Raw genomic sequence first — 16,647 nt, forward strand, 5'->3', positions numbered from 1 at the left:
AGCGAACTCACCATAGTGGTCCAACAGAGATCCCTGTGGGAGCGAGCCTGCTCGCGAAGGCGTCCGCCCCATCACTGCGGCTATTTCAGGCTGTTGTTTCCACCGTGCCAATGAAATTCGCAAGCTCCGCCGTCTGCGGACTGGCAAACAACACCTTCGGATCCCCCACCTCATGCACCTTGCCATGGTGCATGAACACCAGCTTGTCGCCGACTTCCCGGGCAAAGCGCATTTCGTGGGTGACCATGATCAGCGTCATGCCTTCTTTCGCCAGTTGGCGCACCACGGCGAGCACTTCATTGACCAGCTCCGGGTCCAGCGCCGAGGTGATCTCGTCGCACAGCAACACTTTCGGCGACATCGCCAGCGCCCGGGCAATCGCCACGCGCTGTTGCTGTCCGCCGGACAACCGATCCGGGAAGGCGTCGAACTTCTCCCCCAGCCCGACGCGTTCGAGCATCTTGCGTGCCAGCTCGGCTGCCTTGGCCTTCGGTACTTTCTGCACCACTTGCGGGGCGAGCATCACGTTTTCGCCGACGGTCAGGTGCGGGAACAGGTTGAACTGCTGGAACACCATGCCGACTTTCTGCCGCAGGCTGCGCAGGTCGGCGCGGGCGGCGTCGAGGTATTCGCCGTCGACTTCGATCACCCCGTCGTTGATCGACTCCAGACCATTGAGGGTGCGCAGCAGGGTCGATTTGCCCGAGCCGCTGCGGCCGATGATCGCCACCACCTGGCCTTCCTCGACGCTCAGGTCGATGCCTTTGAGCACGTGGTGATCACCGTAGTATTTATGCAGGGCGGAAATTCTAAGCAGAGGCATGCAGTCTCCTTTCCAGGTAGCGCGCACTGAGCGACAGGGGGTAGCAGAGCAGGAAGTAGCCGAGGGCAACGAGGCCGTAGACCATGAACGGTTCGAAGGTGGCGTTGGCGAGCATGCCGCCGGTCTTGGTCAGCTCGGTGAAACCGATGATCGAGGTCACCGCAGTGCCCTTGACCACCTGCACCGAGAAGCCCACGGTCGGCGCCACGGCGATGCGCAGCGCCTGCGGCAGGATCACGTAGCGCAACTGCTCCAGTGGATTCAGCGCCAGGCTCGACGAGGCTTCCCACTGGCCATTGGGGATCGCTTCGACGCAACCGCGCCAGATCTCCGCCAGATAGGCGCTGGTGAACAATGTCAGGGCAATGGCTGCCGCCATCCACGGCGAGATCTCGATCCCGGCCAGCGCCACGCCGAAGAACACCAGAAACAGCTGCATCAGCAGCGGTGTGCCCTGGAACAGCTCGATCCAGGTGCGGGCGATATTGCTCGGCAACGGGTTTTTCGAGATGCGCATGATCAGAATCAGCAGCCCGACGATCCCGCCGCCAATGAACGCCACCAGCGACAACGCCAGCGTCCATTGCAGGCCGGTGAGCAGGTTGCGCAGGATGTCCCAGAAGGTGAAGTCGCTCATTGGCTGCTCCTCGCGATATAGCGGCGGCCGATCCAGTTCAGCAACTGGCGGATCAGCAGCGCCATGCACAGGTAGATCAGCGTGGTCAGCGCATAGGTTTCAAAGGCGCGGAAGTTGCGCGACTGAATGAAGTTGGCGGCGAAGCTCAACTCCTCGGTGGCGATCTGCGAACACACCGCCGAGCCGAGCATGACGATGATGATCTGGCTGCTCAGGGCCGGCCAGACCTTGCCCAGCGCCGGCAGCAGGACCACGTGGCGGAACGCTTCGAAACGGCTCATCGCCAATGCGGCAGCGGCCTCCAGTTGTCCGCGCGGAATCGCCTGGATGCCGGCGCGGATGATCTCGGTCGAATACGCGCCGAGGTTGATCACCATCGCCAGCACCGCCGCCTGCCACTCGGAAATCTGCACCCCGAGCGAGGGCAGGCCAAAGAAGATGAAGAACAGCTGCACCAGAAATGGCGTGTTGCGGATCAACTCGACGTAGACGCCGAAGATCGCCGAGAACGGGCGGATGTTCCACGCCCGCACCAGCGCGCCGACGATGCCCACGCCGACCCCGAACAGCGCGCCAATCGCCGTCAGCTCCAGGGTGAACAGGGCGCCGCGCAGCAACAGGTCGGTGTTTTGCACCACCGGCATGAAATCGAACTGATAAGCCATCGATTGTCTCCAGCGCGACCGATCAGAGATCGGCCGGCAGCGGCTCTTTGAGCCAGGTCTGCGAGTTTTTCTCCAGCGCGCCGTCGGCCTTGGCGGTGGCGAGGATCTCGTTGACCTTGCCCAGCAGCGCGGGCTCGTTCTTGTTCACGCCGACGTAGACCGGCGAATCCTTGAGCTTCACTTTCAGCGCCGGCACGCGTTTCGGGTTCTTCTCGCTGATCGCCACCATCACCACGTTGCCGCTGGCGATCAGATCGACCTGGCCGGCGAGGTAGGCGGCGATGGTCGAGTTATTGTCCTCGAAGCGCTTGATGGTCACGCCTTCGGGGGCGACCTTGGTCAGCTCGATGTCTTCGATGGCGCCACGGGTGACGCTGATGGTTTTGCCCTTGAGGTCGTCGAGCGTAGTGACGGCGGCATCAGGCGGGCCGAACACCGCGAGGTAGAAAGGCGCGTAGGCGTGGGAGAAGTCGATGACTTTCTCGCGCTCCGGGTTCTTGCCGAGGCTGGAGATCACCAGGTCGACCTTGCCGGTGGTGAGGAACGGGATGCGGTTGGTGCTGTTGACCGGGGTCAGTTCGAGTTTGACCTTAAGTTGATCAGCCAGCAGCTTCGCCGTGTCGATATCCAGGCCACGGGGTTTCATGTCCGGGCCGACCGAGCCGAATGGCGGGAAGTCCTGAGGCACGGCAACTTTCAGTGTGCCGCGTTTGACCACGTCTTCCAGGCCATCGGCGTGGGCGGGGATCTGGCTCAGCATCAGGCTGGAAAACAGAGCGGCGAGGAGGGCTCGGTAACGCAGGGTCATGGCAAATCTCCGGATCGACGGGAAGTGATTTCTGCGATCGGACAGAGCATGCGCCGTGCCAATACCCGGTTTTATCCCCGGCAGGCCACGGGTTTGCCGGGTTTGTTCGGTCTTACTGGTCTGAACAGTCAGGTTGTATTTCGCACCCCGATAGCGCACCGGCAGCGGGCGCCGAACCCTGCTGGGGCACGACTTGCCGGAACCGGCGAATAGCTTTACAACTAGCCGCACCTTGGCCTGGCTCGTCTGAAAAACCATGAACTCGATCTCCCGCGCCGTACCCGAAGTGGCGCTGCAAGCCATACGCAAACTGATCACCGAGCAGGGTTTCGGTGCGGGCGATGCGTTGCCGTCGCAACGGGATCTGGCGGTGCAACTGGGGGTCAGTCGGGCGTCGTTGCGCGAGGCGCTGTCGTCGCTCAGTGCGCTGGGCGTGGTCAGCATCCAGCCGGGCAAAGGCGTGTTCGTGCAGGCACCGGTGGACATTGCGCAGGGTGACAATGCGCCGGGCTGGCCGTTCGCAGCGCAGGCCTCGCCACTGGACATCTTTCAGTTGCGCTATGCGCTGGAGGGGTTTGCCGCCGGGCTGGCGGCGGTGACCTTAAGCACGTTTGACCTGGATGCGCTTGAGGACAACGTCGCGGCGATGCGTGAGCAATTGAAGGCCGGCGACTTCGAGGCCGCGGCGAAACTCGACTTCGAATTCCATCGGCGTATTCTGCTGGCCAGCGGCAATCAGGCGATGCTGAGCATCCTCACCGCCAGCGCCGAGATCTTTCTGGAGAGCCAGAAGCTACCGTTCATCCGCGCCGAACGGGCGATGGAAACCTGGCAGGAGCACCGCAAGATCCTTCGTGCACTGGCGCGCCGGGCATCCGCTGCGGCCCAGAAGGCCATGCAGGAACACGTGCGCAACGCCGCCCTGCGCACCGGAATTTCCTTCATTGCCCCCGCCACGGCGTGACTTGGGCTATACCCAAACTCATCGAGTGCCATAGCAAGACTCAATCAACTGCGGCTTCCTGAACAAGGGAAGGGCGGCTATGATGGGCCACGTTTTTTTGCTTACAACCTGGAGAATTCCATGAGCAGCGATCTTATCAAACACGTTAGCGACGCCAGCTTCGAAGCCGACGTACTCAAGGCCGAAGGCGCTGTACTGGTCGACTACTGGGCTGAATGGTGCGGCCCTTGCAAAATGATCGCTCCGGTTCTGGACGAGATTGCCGAGACTTACAAAGGCAAGCTGACCATCGCCAAACTGAACATCGACGAAAACCAGGAAACCCCGGCCAAGCACGGCGTGCGTGGTATCCCGACGCTGATGCTGTTCAAGAACGGCAACGTTGAAGCGACCAAAGTCGGCGCCCTGTCGAAGTCGCAACTGGCTGCTTTCCTCGACGCCAACATCTAAGCGTCGCAGTAAATCGCCGAAAAAAAGCCTCGCAATTTGCGGGGCTTTTTGCGTATTCAGGGCTAGACGCTCCGAAACTCAGGTGGTACATTCGGCCCCGCACTGGTTTCTCCACTGCCCCCTGCTAGCCGTCGCCGACGCACTCCTTTTCGAACAAGTTCGCGATCCTGTCGCCTTCTCCGCGGCGCGGCCTCATTAAGCCAAAAGCTTAATTTCCCCCCTCCATAAATGATTACGTCATTCCTATATGAATCTGACTGAACTCAAGCAAAAGCCGATTACCGAACTGCTCGAATTGGCCGAACAGATGGGCATAGAAAATATGGCCCGTTCGCGCAAGCAGGACGTGATTTTCTCCCTGCTGAAAAAGCACGCGAAAAGCGGCGAGGAAATCTCCGGTGATGGCGTGCTGGAGATTCTCCAGGACGGCTTCGGCTTCCTGCGCTCCGCTGACGCTTCCTACCTCGCCGGCCCGGACGATATCTACGTCTCGCCGAGCCAGATCCGTCGTTTCAACTTGCGCACCGGTGACACCATCGTTGGCAAGATCCGCCCTCCGAAGGAAGGCGAGCGTTACTTCGCTCTGCTCAAGGTCGACACGATCAACTTCGATCGTCCGGAGAACGCGAAGAACAAGATTCTCTTCGAGAACCTGACCCCGCTGTTCCCGACCGTGCGCATGAAGATGGAAGCCGGCAACGGTTCCACCGAAGACTTGACCGGTCGTGTGATCGACCTGTGCGCCCCGATCGGCAAAGGCCAGCGTGGTCTGATCGTTGCACCGCCGAAAGCCGGTAAGACGATCATGCTGCAGAACATCGCGGCGAACATCGCCCGTAACAACCCTGAAGTTCACCTGATCGTGCTGTTGATCGACGAACGTCCGGAAGAAGTAACCGAAATGCAGCGCACCGTGCGCGGCGAAGTGGTTGCCTCGACCTTCGACGAACCGCCGACCCGTCACGTGCAGGTTGCCGAAATGGTGATCGAGAAGGCCAAGCGCCTGGTCGAACACAAGAAGGATGTGGTGATCCTGCTCGACTCCATCACCCGTCTGGCCCGTGCCTACAACACCGTGATCCCGAGCTCCGGCAAGGTGCTGACCGGTGGTGTTGACGCCCACGCCCTGGAGAAACCGAAGCGTTTCTTCGGTGCTGCGCGCAACATCGAAGAAGGCGGCTCGCTGACCATTATCGCCACCGCGCTGGTTGAAACCGGCTCGAAGATGGACGAAGTGATCTACGAAGAGTTCAAGGGTACCGGCAACATGGAACTGCCTCTGGATCGCAAGATCGCCGAGAAGCGTGTGTTCCCGGCCATCAACATCAACCGTTCCGGCACCCGCCGCGAAGAGTTGCTGACCGCCGACGACGAACTGCAGCGCATGTGGATCCTGCGCAAGCTGCTGCACCCGATGGACGAAGTGGCTGCCATCGAGTTCCTGGTCGACAAGCTGAAAACGACCAAGACCAACGACGAGTTCTTCCTGTCGATGAAGCGCAAGTAACATCGCCGGTTGAACCGATAAAAAGGGCGCCCCTTTGGGGGGCGCCTTTTTTTTGCATGAAATTTACCCCGGCAATGGGAGGTTCCTGATCTGGTAAGGTCTGTGATCGGGCAACCCACAAACAGCGCTCGGAGCCTCTGTGATTAAGGCTCGTGCTGTACAAAAAACAACCACCTGATTGGCATTAAAGATTTTATGAGCACACTCGCTTATCGAAGGGATATCGACGGCCTGCGAGCAGTCGCGGTGATCGCCGTGGTGCTGTTCCATTTTGGCGTCCCGGGGTTTACCGGCGGTTTTGTCGGCGTGGACGTGTTCTTCGTGATTTCCGGCTACCTCATCACCTCGATCATCTGGAATCAGCGTCAGGCTGGCCGTTTCAGCTTCGTCGAGTTCTGGGCGCGGCGTGCGCGGCGGATTCTGCCGGCGCTGTTCGCGATGATCATTGCGGTGCTGGCGGTGGGCTGGTTCCTGCTGGCGCCCAAGGACTACGAAGAGCTGGGGCGTTCGGTGCGCTATCAGGTGACGTTCGTCTCGAACATCCTGTTCATGCGTCAGGACGGCTACTTCGACGTTGCCTCTGACCTGAAACCGCTGTTGCACACGTGGTCACTGGCGGTGGAGGAGCAGTTCTACATCTTCTTCCCGCTGCTGCTGACGTTGCTCTCGAGCCGCCTGAAACACTGGCGGCTGGCGCTGTTCGGCGTGCTGCTGGTGTCGTTCGGGCTGAGTGTGTGGGCGATCCAGCATCATCCGGAGAAAGCCTTCTTCCTGCTGCCGATGCGCGCCTGGGAGTTGCTCGCCGGGGCGATGCTGGCGATTGCGCCGAAACACGCCTGGCGCTTGAAACCGCTGGCCGCCCAGACCTTGAGCCTGCTCGGCATGGGGTTGATCCTGCTGGCGGTGTTTGCCTATGACAAGTCGACGCCGTTCCCGGGTGTCACCGCGTTGCTGCCGGTGCTGGGCGTGGTGCTGCTGATTCTGGCCAACGGTCATCGCGAAACGCTGGTTGGTCAATTGTTGAGCAGTCGGGTGATGGTCGGCCTCGGGCTGATCTCCTATTCCTGGTATTTGTGGCACTGGCCGGTATTCGTGTTTTCCAGCTACGCCAGTGTCGATGAGCCGGGCGCGCTCGACACGGCCGGGTTGATTCTGCTGACCCTGGTGCTGGGTTATCTGTCATGGAAGTTCGTCGAAACGCCGTTCCGTGAACGGCGCCTGCTCGCCGGTCGTCGGCAGATTCTGCTGGCCGGTTTCTGCGGGATCCTGGTGCTCGGTCTGGCCGGGCAATCACTGCGCTGGACCGATGGCTTGCCATGGCGCCTGTCCGAGCAGGCGCTGCAATATGCCAAGGGCCGCGAGTGGCGGCCGGAGCTGATGGCATGTCTGGCGGACGACAAGACCCCTGACGACAAGCTGTTCTGCCATTACGGCGTGGCGGATCTGCCGACCCGCGCGCTGGTCTGGGGCGACAGCCATGCCACGGCGCTGATCCCGGTGTTCGATGACGGTGCCAAAGCTCACGGTGTCAGCGTGATTCTGGCCAGTTCTCCGGGTTGCATTCCGGTCGATGGGCTGGAGCATGACGGGGTTTGTGCACGCTTCAACAAGCGGGTCGAGCAGGGGCTGAAAACCCAGGCGATCAGCGATGTGGTGCTGGTCGCCCGCTGGAGCCTGTACCTGTACGGCGATGCCAAGGGTGATCTCGGGCATGTCTTGAGAACGCCAGACGGTCGTTACGATCGCGCCGAGGCGGAGCAGCGTTTTGCCGAAGGCCTGCGCACTCGCGTCGCACAATTGCGGGCAGCCGGGCATCGCGTATGGCTGGTGAAAGAGGCGCCGTTGCAGGCGTTCAGCCCGCCGTATCGGCTGACGCGGCTGGCGATGCTCGATCGCCCGGTGGATGACGTCGGACTGGCCGTCGAGGCGCACCACAAACGTCAGGTGTTCATCAGTCAGTTGTTCGCGCAGTTGGCGCAGAATGATCCGGCGGTGCGCGTGGTCGATCCGGCGCCGCGACTGTGTGATGAAAACGGCCTGTGCCACGCCGAGCTCGGCGGCTACTCGCTGTACACCGATGACAATCACCTGTCCGAAGTCGGTGCGCGGTTTGTGGCGCCGATCCTTGAGCCGCTGTTTATCGGCCTGCAAGGCCGGGAAAACCTTGGCAAAGCGCAGACGAATGCAGCCAAGTAAGCAGCGACAGGCTGCCACAGGGCTGCATAGCAGGTAGGATGTACGCCTATTTTGAGGGTGCCATCGTCAATGAAATTCAAGGATCTTCGGGATTTCGTGCAGCAGCTTGAGCAGCGCGGAGAGTTGAAACGCATCCAGATTCCCGTCTCGCCGGTGCTGGAGATGACCGAGGTGTGCGACCGCACACTGCGGGCCAAGGGCCCGGCGCTGCTGTTCGAGAAGCCGACCGGCTACGACATCCCGGTGCTCGGCAACCTGTTTGGCACCCCGGAGCGGGTGGCCATGGGCATGGGCGCCGAGTCGGTCAGCGAACTGCGCGAGATCGGCAAGCTGCTGGCTTTCCTCAAGGAGCCGGAGCCACCGAAGGGCTTGAAGGACGCGTGGTCGAAACTGCCGATCTTCCGCAAGATCATCTCGATGGCGCCCAAAGTCGTCAAAGACGCGGTGTGCCAGGAAGTGGTCATCGAAGGCGACGACGTCGACCTGGCGATGCTGCCGGTGCAGACCTGCTGGCCCGGCGACGTCGGCCCGCTGATCACCTGGGGCCTGACTGTCACCAAAGGCCCGAACAAGGACCGCCAGAACCTCGGTATCTACCGTCAGCAAGTGATCGGCCGCAACAAGGTGATCATGCGCTGGCTCAGCCACCGTGGCGGTGCGCTGGACTTCCGTGAGTGGTGCGAGAAGCATCCGGGCCAGCCATTCCCGGTCTCCGTGGCGCTGGGCGCCGACCCTGCGACCATCCTCGGCGCCGTGACGCCGGTGCCGGACAGTCTCTCCGAATACGCTTTCGCCGGCCTGTTGCGCGGTAACCGCACCGAGCTGGTCAAGTGCCGTGGCAACGACCTGCAAGTGCCGGCCACTGCCGAGATCATCCTCGAAGGCGTGATTCATCCGGGCGAAATGGCCGACGAAGGCCCGTACGGCGACCACACCGGTTACTACAACGAAGTCGACAGCTTCCCGGTGTTCACCGTCGAGCGCATTACCCACCGGATCAAGCCGATCTATCACAGCACCTACACCGGCCGTCCACCGGATGAGCCGGCGATCCTCGGCGTGGCGCTGAACGAAGTGTTCGTGCCGATCCTGCAGAAGCAGTTCCCGGAGATCACCGATTTCTATCTGCCGCCGGAAGGCTGCTCGTACCGCATGGCCGTGGTGACGATGAAGAAGTCGTATCCGGGGCATGCCAAGCGCGTGATGCTCGGTGTCTGGTCGTTTTTGCGACAGTTCATGTACACCAAGTTCGTTATCGTCACTGACGACGATATCAACGCCCGGGACTGGAACGACGTGATCTGGGCCATCACCACGCGCATGGACCCCAAGCGCGACACAGTGATGATCGACAACACGCCGATCGACTACCTCGACTTCGCCTCGCCGGTGTCCGGCCTGGGCTCGAAAATGGGCCTGGATGCCACCCACAAGTGGCCGGGCGAAACCACTCGCGAGTGGGGCCGCGTAATCGTCAAGGACGACGCCGTCACCCAGCGGATCGATGCCATCTGGAATCAGTTAGGAATAGATTGATGCGTGTAACCCTGCAGCCCTCCGGAGCGGTGCTTGAGATACAGCCCGGCGAGCGGATTCTCGATGGTGCGCGGCGCCTGGGCTACGACTGCCCGCAAAGCTGCCGCAACGGCAATTGCCACGTGTGTGCGGCGCTGTTGGTGGAAGGCCGGGTCGAGCAGGCCGGCAAGGTGCATGACCACGGCGAGTTCTACACTTGCATAGCCGAGCCGCTGGAAGACTGCGTCCTGCTGTGGGATGGCGTGCTCGCGCTGGGAGAACTGCCGGTGCGCAGCCTGTCGTGTCAGGTCATCGAATGCCGGGATGTCGGCGGCGACACCTGGCGCGTGCGTCTGCGTGCGCCGGCCGGCAAGCCGCCGCGTTATCACGCCGGGCAGTACCTGATGATCGAGCGTGAAAACGGCGAGAAGTCGGCGTTCTCCATGGCCTCGGCGCCGCACGGCGGGCGTGATCTGGAAATCCACGTGCTGGCCCGTGAGGCCAGTGCCCTGAGTCTGATCGAGCAGTTGCAACGCAACGCGATGGTGCGCGTCGAGCTGCCATTCGGTGACACTCACCTCGCCGAGTTGCCTGACGGGCCACTGGTGTTGATCGCCGCCGGCACCGGCATGGGCCAGATCCACAGCCTGATCGAACACTGCCGCGCCAACGGCTTCAAACACCCGGTGCATCTGTACTGGGGCGTACGCCGTCCGGAAGATTTCTACGACATTGAGCATTGGGACGAATGGCTGAAGTTGCCCAACTTGTTCCTGCACAAAGTCGTCAGCGACCAGTGCGGTTGGGAAGGGCGCTGCGGGATGCTGCACCAGGCCGTGTGTGAAGACTTCGCCGATCTGAAGTCCCTGCATGTATACGCCAGCGGCTCGCCGGCGATGGTCTACGGCACGCTGGATGCGCTGGTGGAAGCCGGGATGGATGCGCACCAGATGCGCGCCGATGTATTTGCGTATGCGCCGCGCTCTTGAGCCGCGCCCCTAGAAGCGTACGCCGCTAGTCACCATCGCCGCATTGGCGCCGAGAAATACCAGCTCGGCGGCCAATGGGCCGTAGTGAGTCCCGACGGACGGAATGATCACCGGCGCAATGCCGTAGCGGTTCAAAGGAATCTTGTCCTTGTAATCACCGTGATAACCCTGCAACAGCCCACCCGTGAGTTTCAGATACAGCGGATATTCGCTGCTGTCATAGCGCTTGCCGACATAGGCGTAGTTCGAGCGCTGGCGGAACGAGTTGCGGAAAGTTGCCCCGCCAAATACCCAGCCGGAAGCCTGATTGCGTTCGATGCCGATCAAGTCCTGATGATTATTGTGTTCGGGGTCGGGCGAGTAATGTCGGGTGTAGACACTGGTCTGGGCATACCAGAAGCCTTTGCCTTGCGCATTGTCCTCGGCCAATGCATGGCCGGCCTGAGCCATCAGCAACGCGACCAGAAGTCTTGGGATTTTCATAGTGCAGCCTCAGTTAAACGGGATGGCTTGCGCCAGAGGAAGGCCGTTATACGTAGGCGTTCAGCGACGGAGAAGAAAGAAAGTCCGACATTTTAGTAGGAAGTTTCCCGCGCCTTCATGAACGAAACCTGAACAAGCGAAGGCTTATGCATATTTCATTCGGGTATTTAAGATATTTCTGCAATGGTATTAGGCTATGTAAAGCCGCATAGCCGGGGCTGATAACCCCCAGTAGCGCTATCGGGCAGGCCATACATCCTTTAGCACTTTTCGTTTTACAGTTACTGCTATATGTTCTATCCAGCGAATTGTGCTTACATCTTGTAATACTTGCGGGGCCGAACACTTCCGTCATGACAGCCATTGAATCTGCTTTTGTGAATCTGGCTTACCCTCCGCGGCTCGATCTGGGGCCGCAGCTGACCCACGAACAACTTCTCGTCTCGATGCAATCGACCATGGCGCGCCACAAGGGCGGCCCGGTGTGGCTGTTCGCCTACGGTTCGCTGATCTGGCGCCCGGAATGTACGGCGGTGGAGCGGGTGCGCGGACGAGTCCATGGCTACCATCGTGGCTTGTACCTGTGGTCGCATGAGCATCGCGGAACGCCGGAAATGCCCGGGCTGGTATTTGGTCTGGATCGCGGCGGTTCATGCAGCGGCTTCGCCTATCGGCTGCCGGAAGAGAACCTCGACGCTGCGCTGTACGCGCTGTGGAAACGCGAGATGCCGTTCCCGTCCTATCGCCCGCACTGGCTGAACTGCCGGCTCGAAGATGGCAGTCAGGTTCAGGCGTTAGGGTTTGTTTTGGAGCGACACCTGCCCAGCTATGCCGGCAACTTGCCGGATCATGTGCTGAGCCAGGTGTTCGAAAGCGCTTGCGGGCGTTACGGCACCACTCGTGATTATGTCGAGCAGACCGCCCACGCCCTGCGCAGCCACGCCATGCCGGATCGAAATCTGGAGGCGCGGCTCAAGCGCTGTCAGTCAAAAGCCGATCAGGCGACGGCTTCGCGGCTCTGACTGGCGACTTGCTTGTGCCACAGGGTCGGGGCCAGGAAGGCCATCGACAGCAGGCAAGCGCCCACCAGCAGGACAAAACCACCGTTCCAGCCGAAGTGGTCAACGGTGTAGCCCATCGCCGCACTCGCCGCGACCGAACCACCCAGGTAACCGAACAGACCGGTGAAGCCCGCAGCCGTGCCGGCGGCTTTCTTCGGTGCCAGTTCCAGCGCCTGCAGGCCGATCAGCATCACCGGGCCATAGATCAGGAAGCCGATCGAGAACAGCGCGATCATGTCCACCGTCGGGTTGCCGGCCGGGTTCAGCCAGTACACCAGCGTCGCCACGGTCACCAGCGCCATGAACACCATGCCGGTCAGGCCACGATTGCCACGGAAGATCTTGTCCGACATCCAGCCGCACAGCAGCGTGCCCGGAATGCCCGCCCACTCGTAGAAGAAATAGGCCCACGAGGTTTTATCCACGGTGAAACCTTTGGCTTCTTTCAGGTAGGTCGGCGCCCAATCCAGTACGCCGTAGCGCAGCAGGTAAACGAACACGTTGGCCATGGCGATGTACCAGAGCATTTTGTTGCGCAGCACGTATTTGACGAAAATTTCCTTGGCGCTGAATTCGTCTTCGTGGCTGGCGTCGTAGCCTTCCGGGTAATCGTTCTTGTACTTCTCGATCGGCGGCAGGCCGACCGATTGCGGGGTGTCGCGCATGGTGATGAAGGCAAACACCGCCACGCCCAGCGCCACCGCTGCCGGAACGTAGAAGGCTGCGTGCCAGTCATTGAACAGGCCCATGCCGATCAGGAACAGCGGGCCGATCAGACCGCCACCGACGTTATGCGCCACGTTCCACACCGAAACCACGCCGCCACGTTCCTTCTGCGACCACCAGTGCACCATGGTGCGTCCGCTCGGCGGCCAGCCCATGCCTTGGGCCCAGCCGTTGATGAACAGCAGGATGAACATCATGGTCACGCTGGAAGTCGCCCAAGGCGCAAAACCGAAAATGAACATCACCCCGGCTGACACCAGCAGGCCGAATGGAAGGAAGTAGCGCGGGTTGGAACGGTCGGACACCAGGCCCATCAGGAACTTCGACAGACCGTAGGCAATGGCGATGGCCGACATCGCCAGCCCCAGATCGCCACGGCTGTAGCCTTCGTCGATCAGGTACGGCATGGCCAGCGAGAAGTTTTTGCGCAGCAGGTAGTAACCCGCGTAGCCAAAGAAGATACCGGCGAAGATCTGCCAGCGCAGGCGTCGGTAAGTACTGTCTATTTTTTCTTCAGGCAATGGAGCCTGATGTGCGGCAGGACGAAAGAAAGCAAACATTCAAGAGCTCCAGATTTCTTGTTTTGACTGCGGATGCGAATGTTACAGTTTCGTTACCGAAAATAGCACCGGTTCGCATTGGCAAAATAGGGGAAATGTTGGAATTCGCGCGTTCTTTTACGAACCTGTCGCTCAGCTGTAAGAACAGGGCGTTTTCACCACTTATCTACCTGGAGTGACTTAGACTCGCGGCCCGTTCAGCCGATTGATCAGCCGAGATAAGCAATGTCACTGAAGGTTCGCATGTTGGTGCCGAGATTTTTGGTGGCAGCGGGACTTGCCGTCGTGTTGCTGACATTGATCGTCACCGATCATCCTGCTCATTCCGGCCTGCGCAACGCCACGGTGCTGATCATTCGACATGCGGAAAAACCGGATACAGGATCGGTGCTCAATGCCCGAGGCGAGCAACGCGCCGCCGCCTACGTCGACTATTTCAATCCGCTAAAACTCGACGGCCAGACGTTCACCCCCCAGCGTTTGATCGCTGCCGGCGATACCCCGGAAAGTTCGCGCTCACGCCTGACCCTGACCCCGTTGGCCCAGCGCTTGAACCTTGCGATCGAGCAGCCCTACGTCAATGGCGACCTGCATCAACTGGTCAAACTGTTGCGCAAGAGCAATCAGGCGCAGACGGTGCTGATTGCCTGGCACCACGGCCATATCAACAAACTGCTCAAAGCCTTTGGCGGTGACCCCACAGCCCTGATGGGCCAGGAAAAATGGCCGGATGAGGTCTTTGACTGGCTGATCGTCCTGCGCTTCGATGACAAGGGCCGGCTGATTCCGTCGCGCAGCCTGAAGGTGCAGGAGCACTTGTTGCCGGGCGACTCTGCCGGGCCGAACGGCGGCTAAACGTCCGTCAGAAAATTTACCTACCGTCATTTGCCCAGCGGTTTCGTCGGATTTCCCATCGGGATCAGGAAATGTCCTGCATTCAATAGCGAAGGTGCGCCATTCAGTTAAAAGACAGTGCTCCGTAAACTTTCTGTTGTTGCCGGACAGGCATCTCAATAGGGAAGGGGCGCGATCATGCGGTGGTTTTTTGCAGGGCTTTTATTGACGATCTTCAGTCTTGCACTGGCGGCAGAAGGGTTACTCATACCTGAAAACAACCCGCAGCCGATTTACCCGAAGAGGTTGTCCAGGGCAGGGGTCGAAGGCGAGGTCAGGGTCAGCTTTATCGTCAAGGCGGATGGCTCGGTCAGCGCGATCGACACTGTGCAGAGTGATCACCCCGATCTGGCGGAGGCGGTCAGAGACGCAATAACACAGTGGCGCTTCAAGCCCTGGACGGTTGAAGACGGTCGGCCTGCGGAGCAGCCCGTTGTGGCGCCGATGCTCTTTCGATTGGCCAGAGATCAGCCGATCGACATCAACCAGTGGCTGAAGTCAGTAAAGTGTCGCGGCATCAATGACAATTTCAGGAACATGCCTGAGCATGCCTGGGTCGATGCACAAGTGTTTAATTACACCCGTGCTTACGTTTCCAACGTGATTCTCAAGAGTCAGATGGCCGATGAACAGCGTCTGGCGATCATCGCCAAGATGAACCGGCGTGTACCGATGATCGTCAGAGGCTGCCGGGAAGCCCCTATGCGTAGCTACATGAGTTTTCTGCCGGGAGAGGTTCGTGAGTTGCTTTAATAGCCAGCGACGCTGGGTTGCTGCCTGGCGCGAATCAGGCCGGCGCCGAGAGTCACCGGCCTGCAAAAACTCAGCGCACCTGCACCACCACCTTGCCCACCGCCTTGCGCTGCCCCAGATCGTTGATCGCCTGCGCCGCGTTGCTCAGCGGATACACCTGCGACACCAGCGGTTTCAACTTGCCCTCGGCGAACCAGCCGAACAACTGCTGGAAGTTCGCCGCGTTGTCCTGCGGCTGACGCTGGGCGAAGGAGCCCCAGAACACGCCGAGCACGGCTGCGCCCTTGAGCAGCGCGAGGTTGACCGGCAGCTCGGGGATGCGTCCGCTGGCGAAGCCGACCACCAGCAGGCGGCCGTTCCAGGCGATGGCGCGGATGGCCTGGTCAAACAGGTCGCCACCGACCGGGTCGTAGATCACGTCGGCGCCCTGGCCGTCGGTGAGGCGTTTGATTTCGTCCTTGAGGCTGGTTTCGCTGTAGTTGATCAGTTCATCGGCACCGGCGGCCTTGGCCACGGCGAGTTTTTCCGTGCTGCTGGCGGCGGCGATGACCCGGGCACCCATGGCTTTGCCGATTTCCACCGCCGCCAGACCGACGCCACCGGAAGCGCCGAGCACCAGCAGGGTCTCGCCCGGTTGCAGGTTGGCCCGTTGCTTGAGGGCGTGCATCGAAGTGCCGTAGGTCATGCTGAACGCGGCGGCGGTGTTGAAATCCATCGACGGCGGGATCGGCAGCACGTTGTAGCCCGGCACCGCGACCTGTTCGGCGAAGCTGCCCCAGCCGGTCAGGGCCATGACCCGGTCGCCGACTTTCAGATGGCTGACTTTCTCACCGACGGCGCTGACCACGCCGGCCGCTTCGCCCCCCGGCGAAAACGGGAAGGGCGGCTTGAACTGATACTTGCCCTCGATGATCAGCGTGTCCGGGAAGTTGACCCCGGCGGCGTGCACCTCCAGCAGGATTTCGTTCTTCTTCGCGACAGGACTGGCGACGTCTTCCAGCACCAGCGATTCGGCAGGGCCGAAGGCTTTGCACAGCACGGCTTTCATCAGGGCTATTCCTTTGGGAGTGATGGCCGATAAGTGTAGGTGTGTCAGTCAACGGGTCAACGAGCATGCCCGGCCCTGATAGTCAGCCATAAGCTTGTGCTTGCGCGGCGGGTCGTTATGCTAGGCCGCAAACCGGATAAGGAGCGAATTGTGAAAGCGTGGATCATGTTGTTGCTGGCCCTGTCTCTGCCTGTGGCAGCGCTGGCCGAAGAAGCCAAAGAAGGCGAGGCGCCGAAGGTCAACTACATCACCCTGAGCCCGCCGTTCGTGGGCAACTACGGGCTGGACGGCACACCGAAGCTGAAGGTCTACAAGGCCGACGTGGCGCTGCGTGTGACGGGCGAAGAGGCGACCAAACTGGTCAAGGCCAACGAGCCGCTGATCCGCAATCAACTGGTGGCGCTGTTCACTCAGCAGACCACCGAGGCGATGGGCAGCATCGAAGGCAAGGAAAAGCTGCGTCAGGAAGCCCTGAAGCAGACCCAGCAAGTGATGAATGACGAGACCGGCAAACCGGTGGTTGAAGATCTGTTGTTCAACAACCTGATCATTCAGTAACCACGCTGGC

General features: G+C 60.7%; 17 protein-coding genes. 10 read left to right on the forward strand and 7 right to left on the reverse strand.

Annotated elements, in window-relative coordinates; genetic code table 11:
- Positions 1 to 85: 85 nt before the first annotated feature.
- Genes CRO59_RS20835 through CRO59_RS20850 form a run of 4 tightly spaced genes read right to left on the reverse strand, consistent with a single transcriptional unit; the run spans position 86 to position 2,933 of the window.
- Positions 86 to 823: an amino acid ABC transporter ATP-binding protein gene (locus tag CRO59_RS20835; protein ID WP_097089545.1), complete on the reverse strand. Its 738-nt coding sequence runs from the start codon at positions 821 to 823 to the stop codon at positions 86 to 88.
- Complete coding sequence (locus tag CRO59_RS20840) at positions 810 to 1,460, reverse strand: amino acid ABC transporter permease (protein ID WP_095137639.1); 651 nt, start codon at positions 1,458 to 1,460, stop codon at positions 810 to 812. Before CRO59_RS20840 ends, CRO59_RS20835 begins: the two co-directional genes overlap by 14 nt.
- On the reverse strand, positions 1,457 to 2,125 hold the full coding sequence (locus CRO59_RS20845) for an amino acid ABC transporter permease (protein ID WP_097089547.1): 669 nt from the start codon (positions 2,123 to 2,125) through the stop codon (positions 1,457 to 1,459). The genes CRO59_RS20840 and CRO59_RS20845 overlap by 4 nt, the downstream gene beginning before the upstream one ends.
- 22 nt (positions 2,126 to 2,147) lie before the next feature.
- Positions 2,148 to 2,933 (reverse strand): transporter substrate-binding domain-containing protein, encoded by a 786-nt coding sequence (locus tag CRO59_RS20850; RefSeq protein ID WP_096796124.1) that lies wholly within the window; start codon positions 2,931 to 2,933, stop codon positions 2,148 to 2,150.
- Between the two features lie 256 nt (positions 2,934 to 3,189).
- On the opposite strand from CRO59_RS20850, the gene CRO59_RS20855 reads away from it, so the two are divergent.
- From CRO59_RS20855 to CRO59_RS20880, 6 genes are all read left to right on the forward strand, one after another.
- Positions 3,190 to 3,897, forward strand: a complete 708-nt coding sequence (locus CRO59_RS20855; RefSeq protein ID WP_097089549.1) for a FadR/GntR family transcriptional regulator — start codon at positions 3,190 to 3,192, stop codon at positions 3,895 to 3,897.
- 120 nt (positions 3,898 to 4,017) lie between these two features.
- Positions 4,018 to 4,347, forward strand: coding sequence for a thioredoxin TrxA (gene trxA / locus CRO59_RS20860; RefSeq protein WP_003177349.1), 330 nt, complete (start codon positions 4,018 to 4,020; stop codon positions 4,345 to 4,347).
- Positions 4,348 to 4,594: 247 nt separating this feature from the next.
- Complete coding sequence (rho, locus tag CRO59_RS20865) at positions 4,595 to 5,854, forward strand: transcription termination factor Rho (RefSeq protein ID WP_003229334.1); 1,260 nt, start codon at positions 4,595 to 4,597, stop codon at positions 5,852 to 5,854.
- 195 nt (positions 5,855 to 6,049) lie between these two features.
- Entirely contained in the window at positions 6,050 to 8,050 is a 2,001-nt protein-coding gene (locus CRO59_RS20870) for an acyltransferase family protein (RefSeq protein WP_097089550.1), read from the forward strand.
- A 69-nt stretch (positions 8,051 to 8,119) separates the two neighbouring features.
- Positions 8,120 to 9,586, forward strand: coding sequence for a 4-hydroxy-3-polyprenylbenzoate decarboxylase (gene ubiD, locus CRO59_RS20875; RefSeq protein ID WP_003229330.1), 1,467 nt, complete (start codon positions 8,120 to 8,122; stop codon positions 9,584 to 9,586).
- Positions 9,586 to 10,554 (forward strand): CDP-6-deoxy-delta-3,4-glucoseen reductase, encoded by a 969-nt coding sequence (locus CRO59_RS20880; RefSeq protein ID WP_097089552.1) that lies wholly within the window; start codon positions 9,586 to 9,588, stop codon positions 10,552 to 10,554. The genes ubiD and CRO59_RS20880 overlap by 1 nt, the downstream gene beginning before the upstream one ends.
- Before the next feature lie 9 nt (positions 10,555 to 10,563).
- On the opposite strand, the gene CRO59_RS20885 is transcribed toward CRO59_RS20880, so the two are convergent.
- Positions 10,564 to 11,037 carry a sn-glycerol-3-phosphate transporter gene (locus CRO59_RS20885; protein WP_097089554.1) on the reverse strand — a complete coding sequence of 158 codons (474 nt, stop codon included), beginning with the start codon at positions 11,035 to 11,037 and terminating at the stop codon, positions 10,564 to 10,566.
- A 353-nt stretch (positions 11,038 to 11,390) separates the two neighbouring features.
- Between CRO59_RS20885 and CRO59_RS20890 the strand changes: the two genes are divergently transcribed.
- Entirely contained in the window at positions 11,391 to 12,059 is a 669-nt protein-coding gene (locus CRO59_RS20890) for a gamma-glutamylcyclotransferase (RefSeq protein WP_047596692.1), read from the forward strand.
- Here the strand turns inward: CRO59_RS20890 and glpT are convergent.
- Positions 12,035 to 13,384, reverse strand: a complete 1,350-nt coding sequence (gene glpT, locus CRO59_RS20895) for a glycerol-3-phosphate transporter (protein ID WP_027610481.1) — start codon at positions 13,382 to 13,384, stop codon at positions 12,035 to 12,037. The genes CRO59_RS20890 and glpT overlap by 25 nt on opposite strands.
- Before the next feature lie 225 nt (positions 13,385 to 13,609).
- Here glpT and CRO59_RS20900 point away from each other — a divergent pair, with 225 nt between their 5' ends.
- Positions 13,610 to 14,239, forward strand: a complete 630-nt coding sequence (locus CRO59_RS20900) for a flagellar basal body-associated protein FliL (RefSeq protein WP_097089556.1) — start codon at positions 13,610 to 13,612, stop codon at positions 14,237 to 14,239.
- A gap of 177 nt (positions 14,240 to 14,416) precedes the next feature.
- On the forward strand, positions 14,417 to 15,031 hold the full coding sequence (locus tag CRO59_RS20905) for an energy transducer TonB (RefSeq protein WP_097089558.1): 615 nt from the start codon (positions 14,417 to 14,419) through the stop codon (positions 15,029 to 15,031).
- 70 nt (positions 15,032 to 15,101) lie between these two features.
- Here the strand turns inward: CRO59_RS20905 and CRO59_RS20910 are convergent, their stop codons facing one another.
- Positions 15,102 to 16,079 carry an NADPH:quinone oxidoreductase family protein gene (locus CRO59_RS20910; protein ID WP_097089560.1) on the reverse strand — a complete coding sequence of 326 codons (978 nt, stop codon included), beginning with the start codon at positions 16,077 to 16,079 and terminating at the stop codon, positions 15,102 to 15,104.
- Positions 16,080 to 16,229: 150 nt separating this feature from the next.
- Between CRO59_RS20910 and CRO59_RS20915 the strand changes: the two genes are divergently transcribed.
- A complete protein-coding gene (locus CRO59_RS20915) occupies positions 16,230 to 16,637 on the forward strand; it encodes a flagellar basal body-associated protein FliL (RefSeq protein WP_027610485.1) in 408 nt (135 codons plus the stop codon).
- The last annotated feature ends 10 nt before the right edge of the window (positions 16,638 to 16,647 follow it).

Origin of the sequence: Pseudomonas sp. LAMO17WK12:I5 (assembly GCF_900215165.1) — a bacterium.
GTDB lineage: Bacteria > Pseudomonadota > Gammaproteobacteria > Pseudomonadales > Pseudomonadaceae > Aquipseudomonas > Aquipseudomonas putida_A.

What these genes read in the sequence shown, in the direction of transcription:
- CRO59_RS20835 (WP_097089545.1), bottom strand. Translation starts at nt 823, where the DNA reads ATGCCTCTGCTTAGAATTTCCGCCCTGCATAAATACTACGGTGATCAC.
- CRO59_RS20840 (WP_095137639.1), bottom strand. Translation starts at nt 1,460, where the DNA reads ATGAGCGACTTCACCTTCTGGGACATCCTGCGCAACCTGCTCACCGGC.
- CRO59_RS20845 (WP_097089547.1), bottom strand. Translation starts at nt 2,125, where the DNA reads ATGGCTTATCAGTTCGATTTCATGCCGGTGGTGCAAAACACCGACCTG.
- CRO59_RS20850 (WP_096796124.1), bottom strand. Translation starts at nt 2,933, where the DNA reads ATGACCCTGCGTTACCGAGCCCTCCTCGCCGCTCTGTTTTCCAGCCTG.
- CRO59_RS20855 (WP_097089549.1), top strand. Translation starts at nt 3,190, where the DNA reads ATGAACTCGATCTCCCGCGCCGTACCCGAAGTGGCGCTGCAAGCCATA.
- trxA (WP_003177349.1), top strand. Translation starts at nt 4,018, where the DNA reads ATGAGCAGCGATCTTATCAAACACGTTAGCGACGCCAGCTTCGAAGCC.
- rho (WP_003229334.1), top strand. Translation starts at nt 4,595, where the DNA reads ATGAATCTGACTGAACTCAAGCAAAAGCCGATTACCGAACTGCTCGAA.
- CRO59_RS20870 (WP_097089550.1), top strand. Translation starts at nt 6,050, where the DNA reads ATGAGCACACTCGCTTATCGAAGGGATATCGACGGCCTGCGAGCAGTC.
- ubiD (WP_003229330.1), top strand. Translation starts at nt 8,120, where the DNA reads ATGAAATTCAAGGATCTTCGGGATTTCGTGCAGCAGCTTGAGCAGCGC.
- CRO59_RS20880 (WP_097089552.1), top strand. Translation starts at nt 9,586, where the DNA reads ATGCGTGTAACCCTGCAGCCCTCCGGAGCGGTGCTTGAGATACAGCCC.
- CRO59_RS20885 (WP_097089554.1), bottom strand. Translation starts at nt 11,037, where the DNA reads ATGAAAATCCCAAGACTTCTGGTCGCGTTGCTGATGGCTCAGGCCGGC.
- CRO59_RS20890 (WP_047596692.1), top strand. Translation starts at nt 11,391, where the DNA reads ATGACAGCCATTGAATCTGCTTTTGTGAATCTGGCTTACCCTCCGCGG.
- glpT (WP_027610481.1), bottom strand. Translation starts at nt 13,384, where the DNA reads ATGTTTGCTTTCTTTCGTCCTGCCGCACATCAGGCTCCATTGCCTGAA.
- CRO59_RS20900 (WP_097089556.1), top strand. Translation starts at nt 13,610, where the DNA reads ATGTCACTGAAGGTTCGCATGTTGGTGCCGAGATTTTTGGTGGCAGCG.
- CRO59_RS20905 (WP_097089558.1), top strand. Translation starts at nt 14,417, where the DNA reads ATGCGGTGGTTTTTTGCAGGGCTTTTATTGACGATCTTCAGTCTTGCA.
- CRO59_RS20910 (WP_097089560.1), bottom strand. Translation starts at nt 16,079, where the DNA reads ATGAAAGCCGTGCTGTGCAAAGCCTTCGGCCCTGCCGAATCGCTGGTG.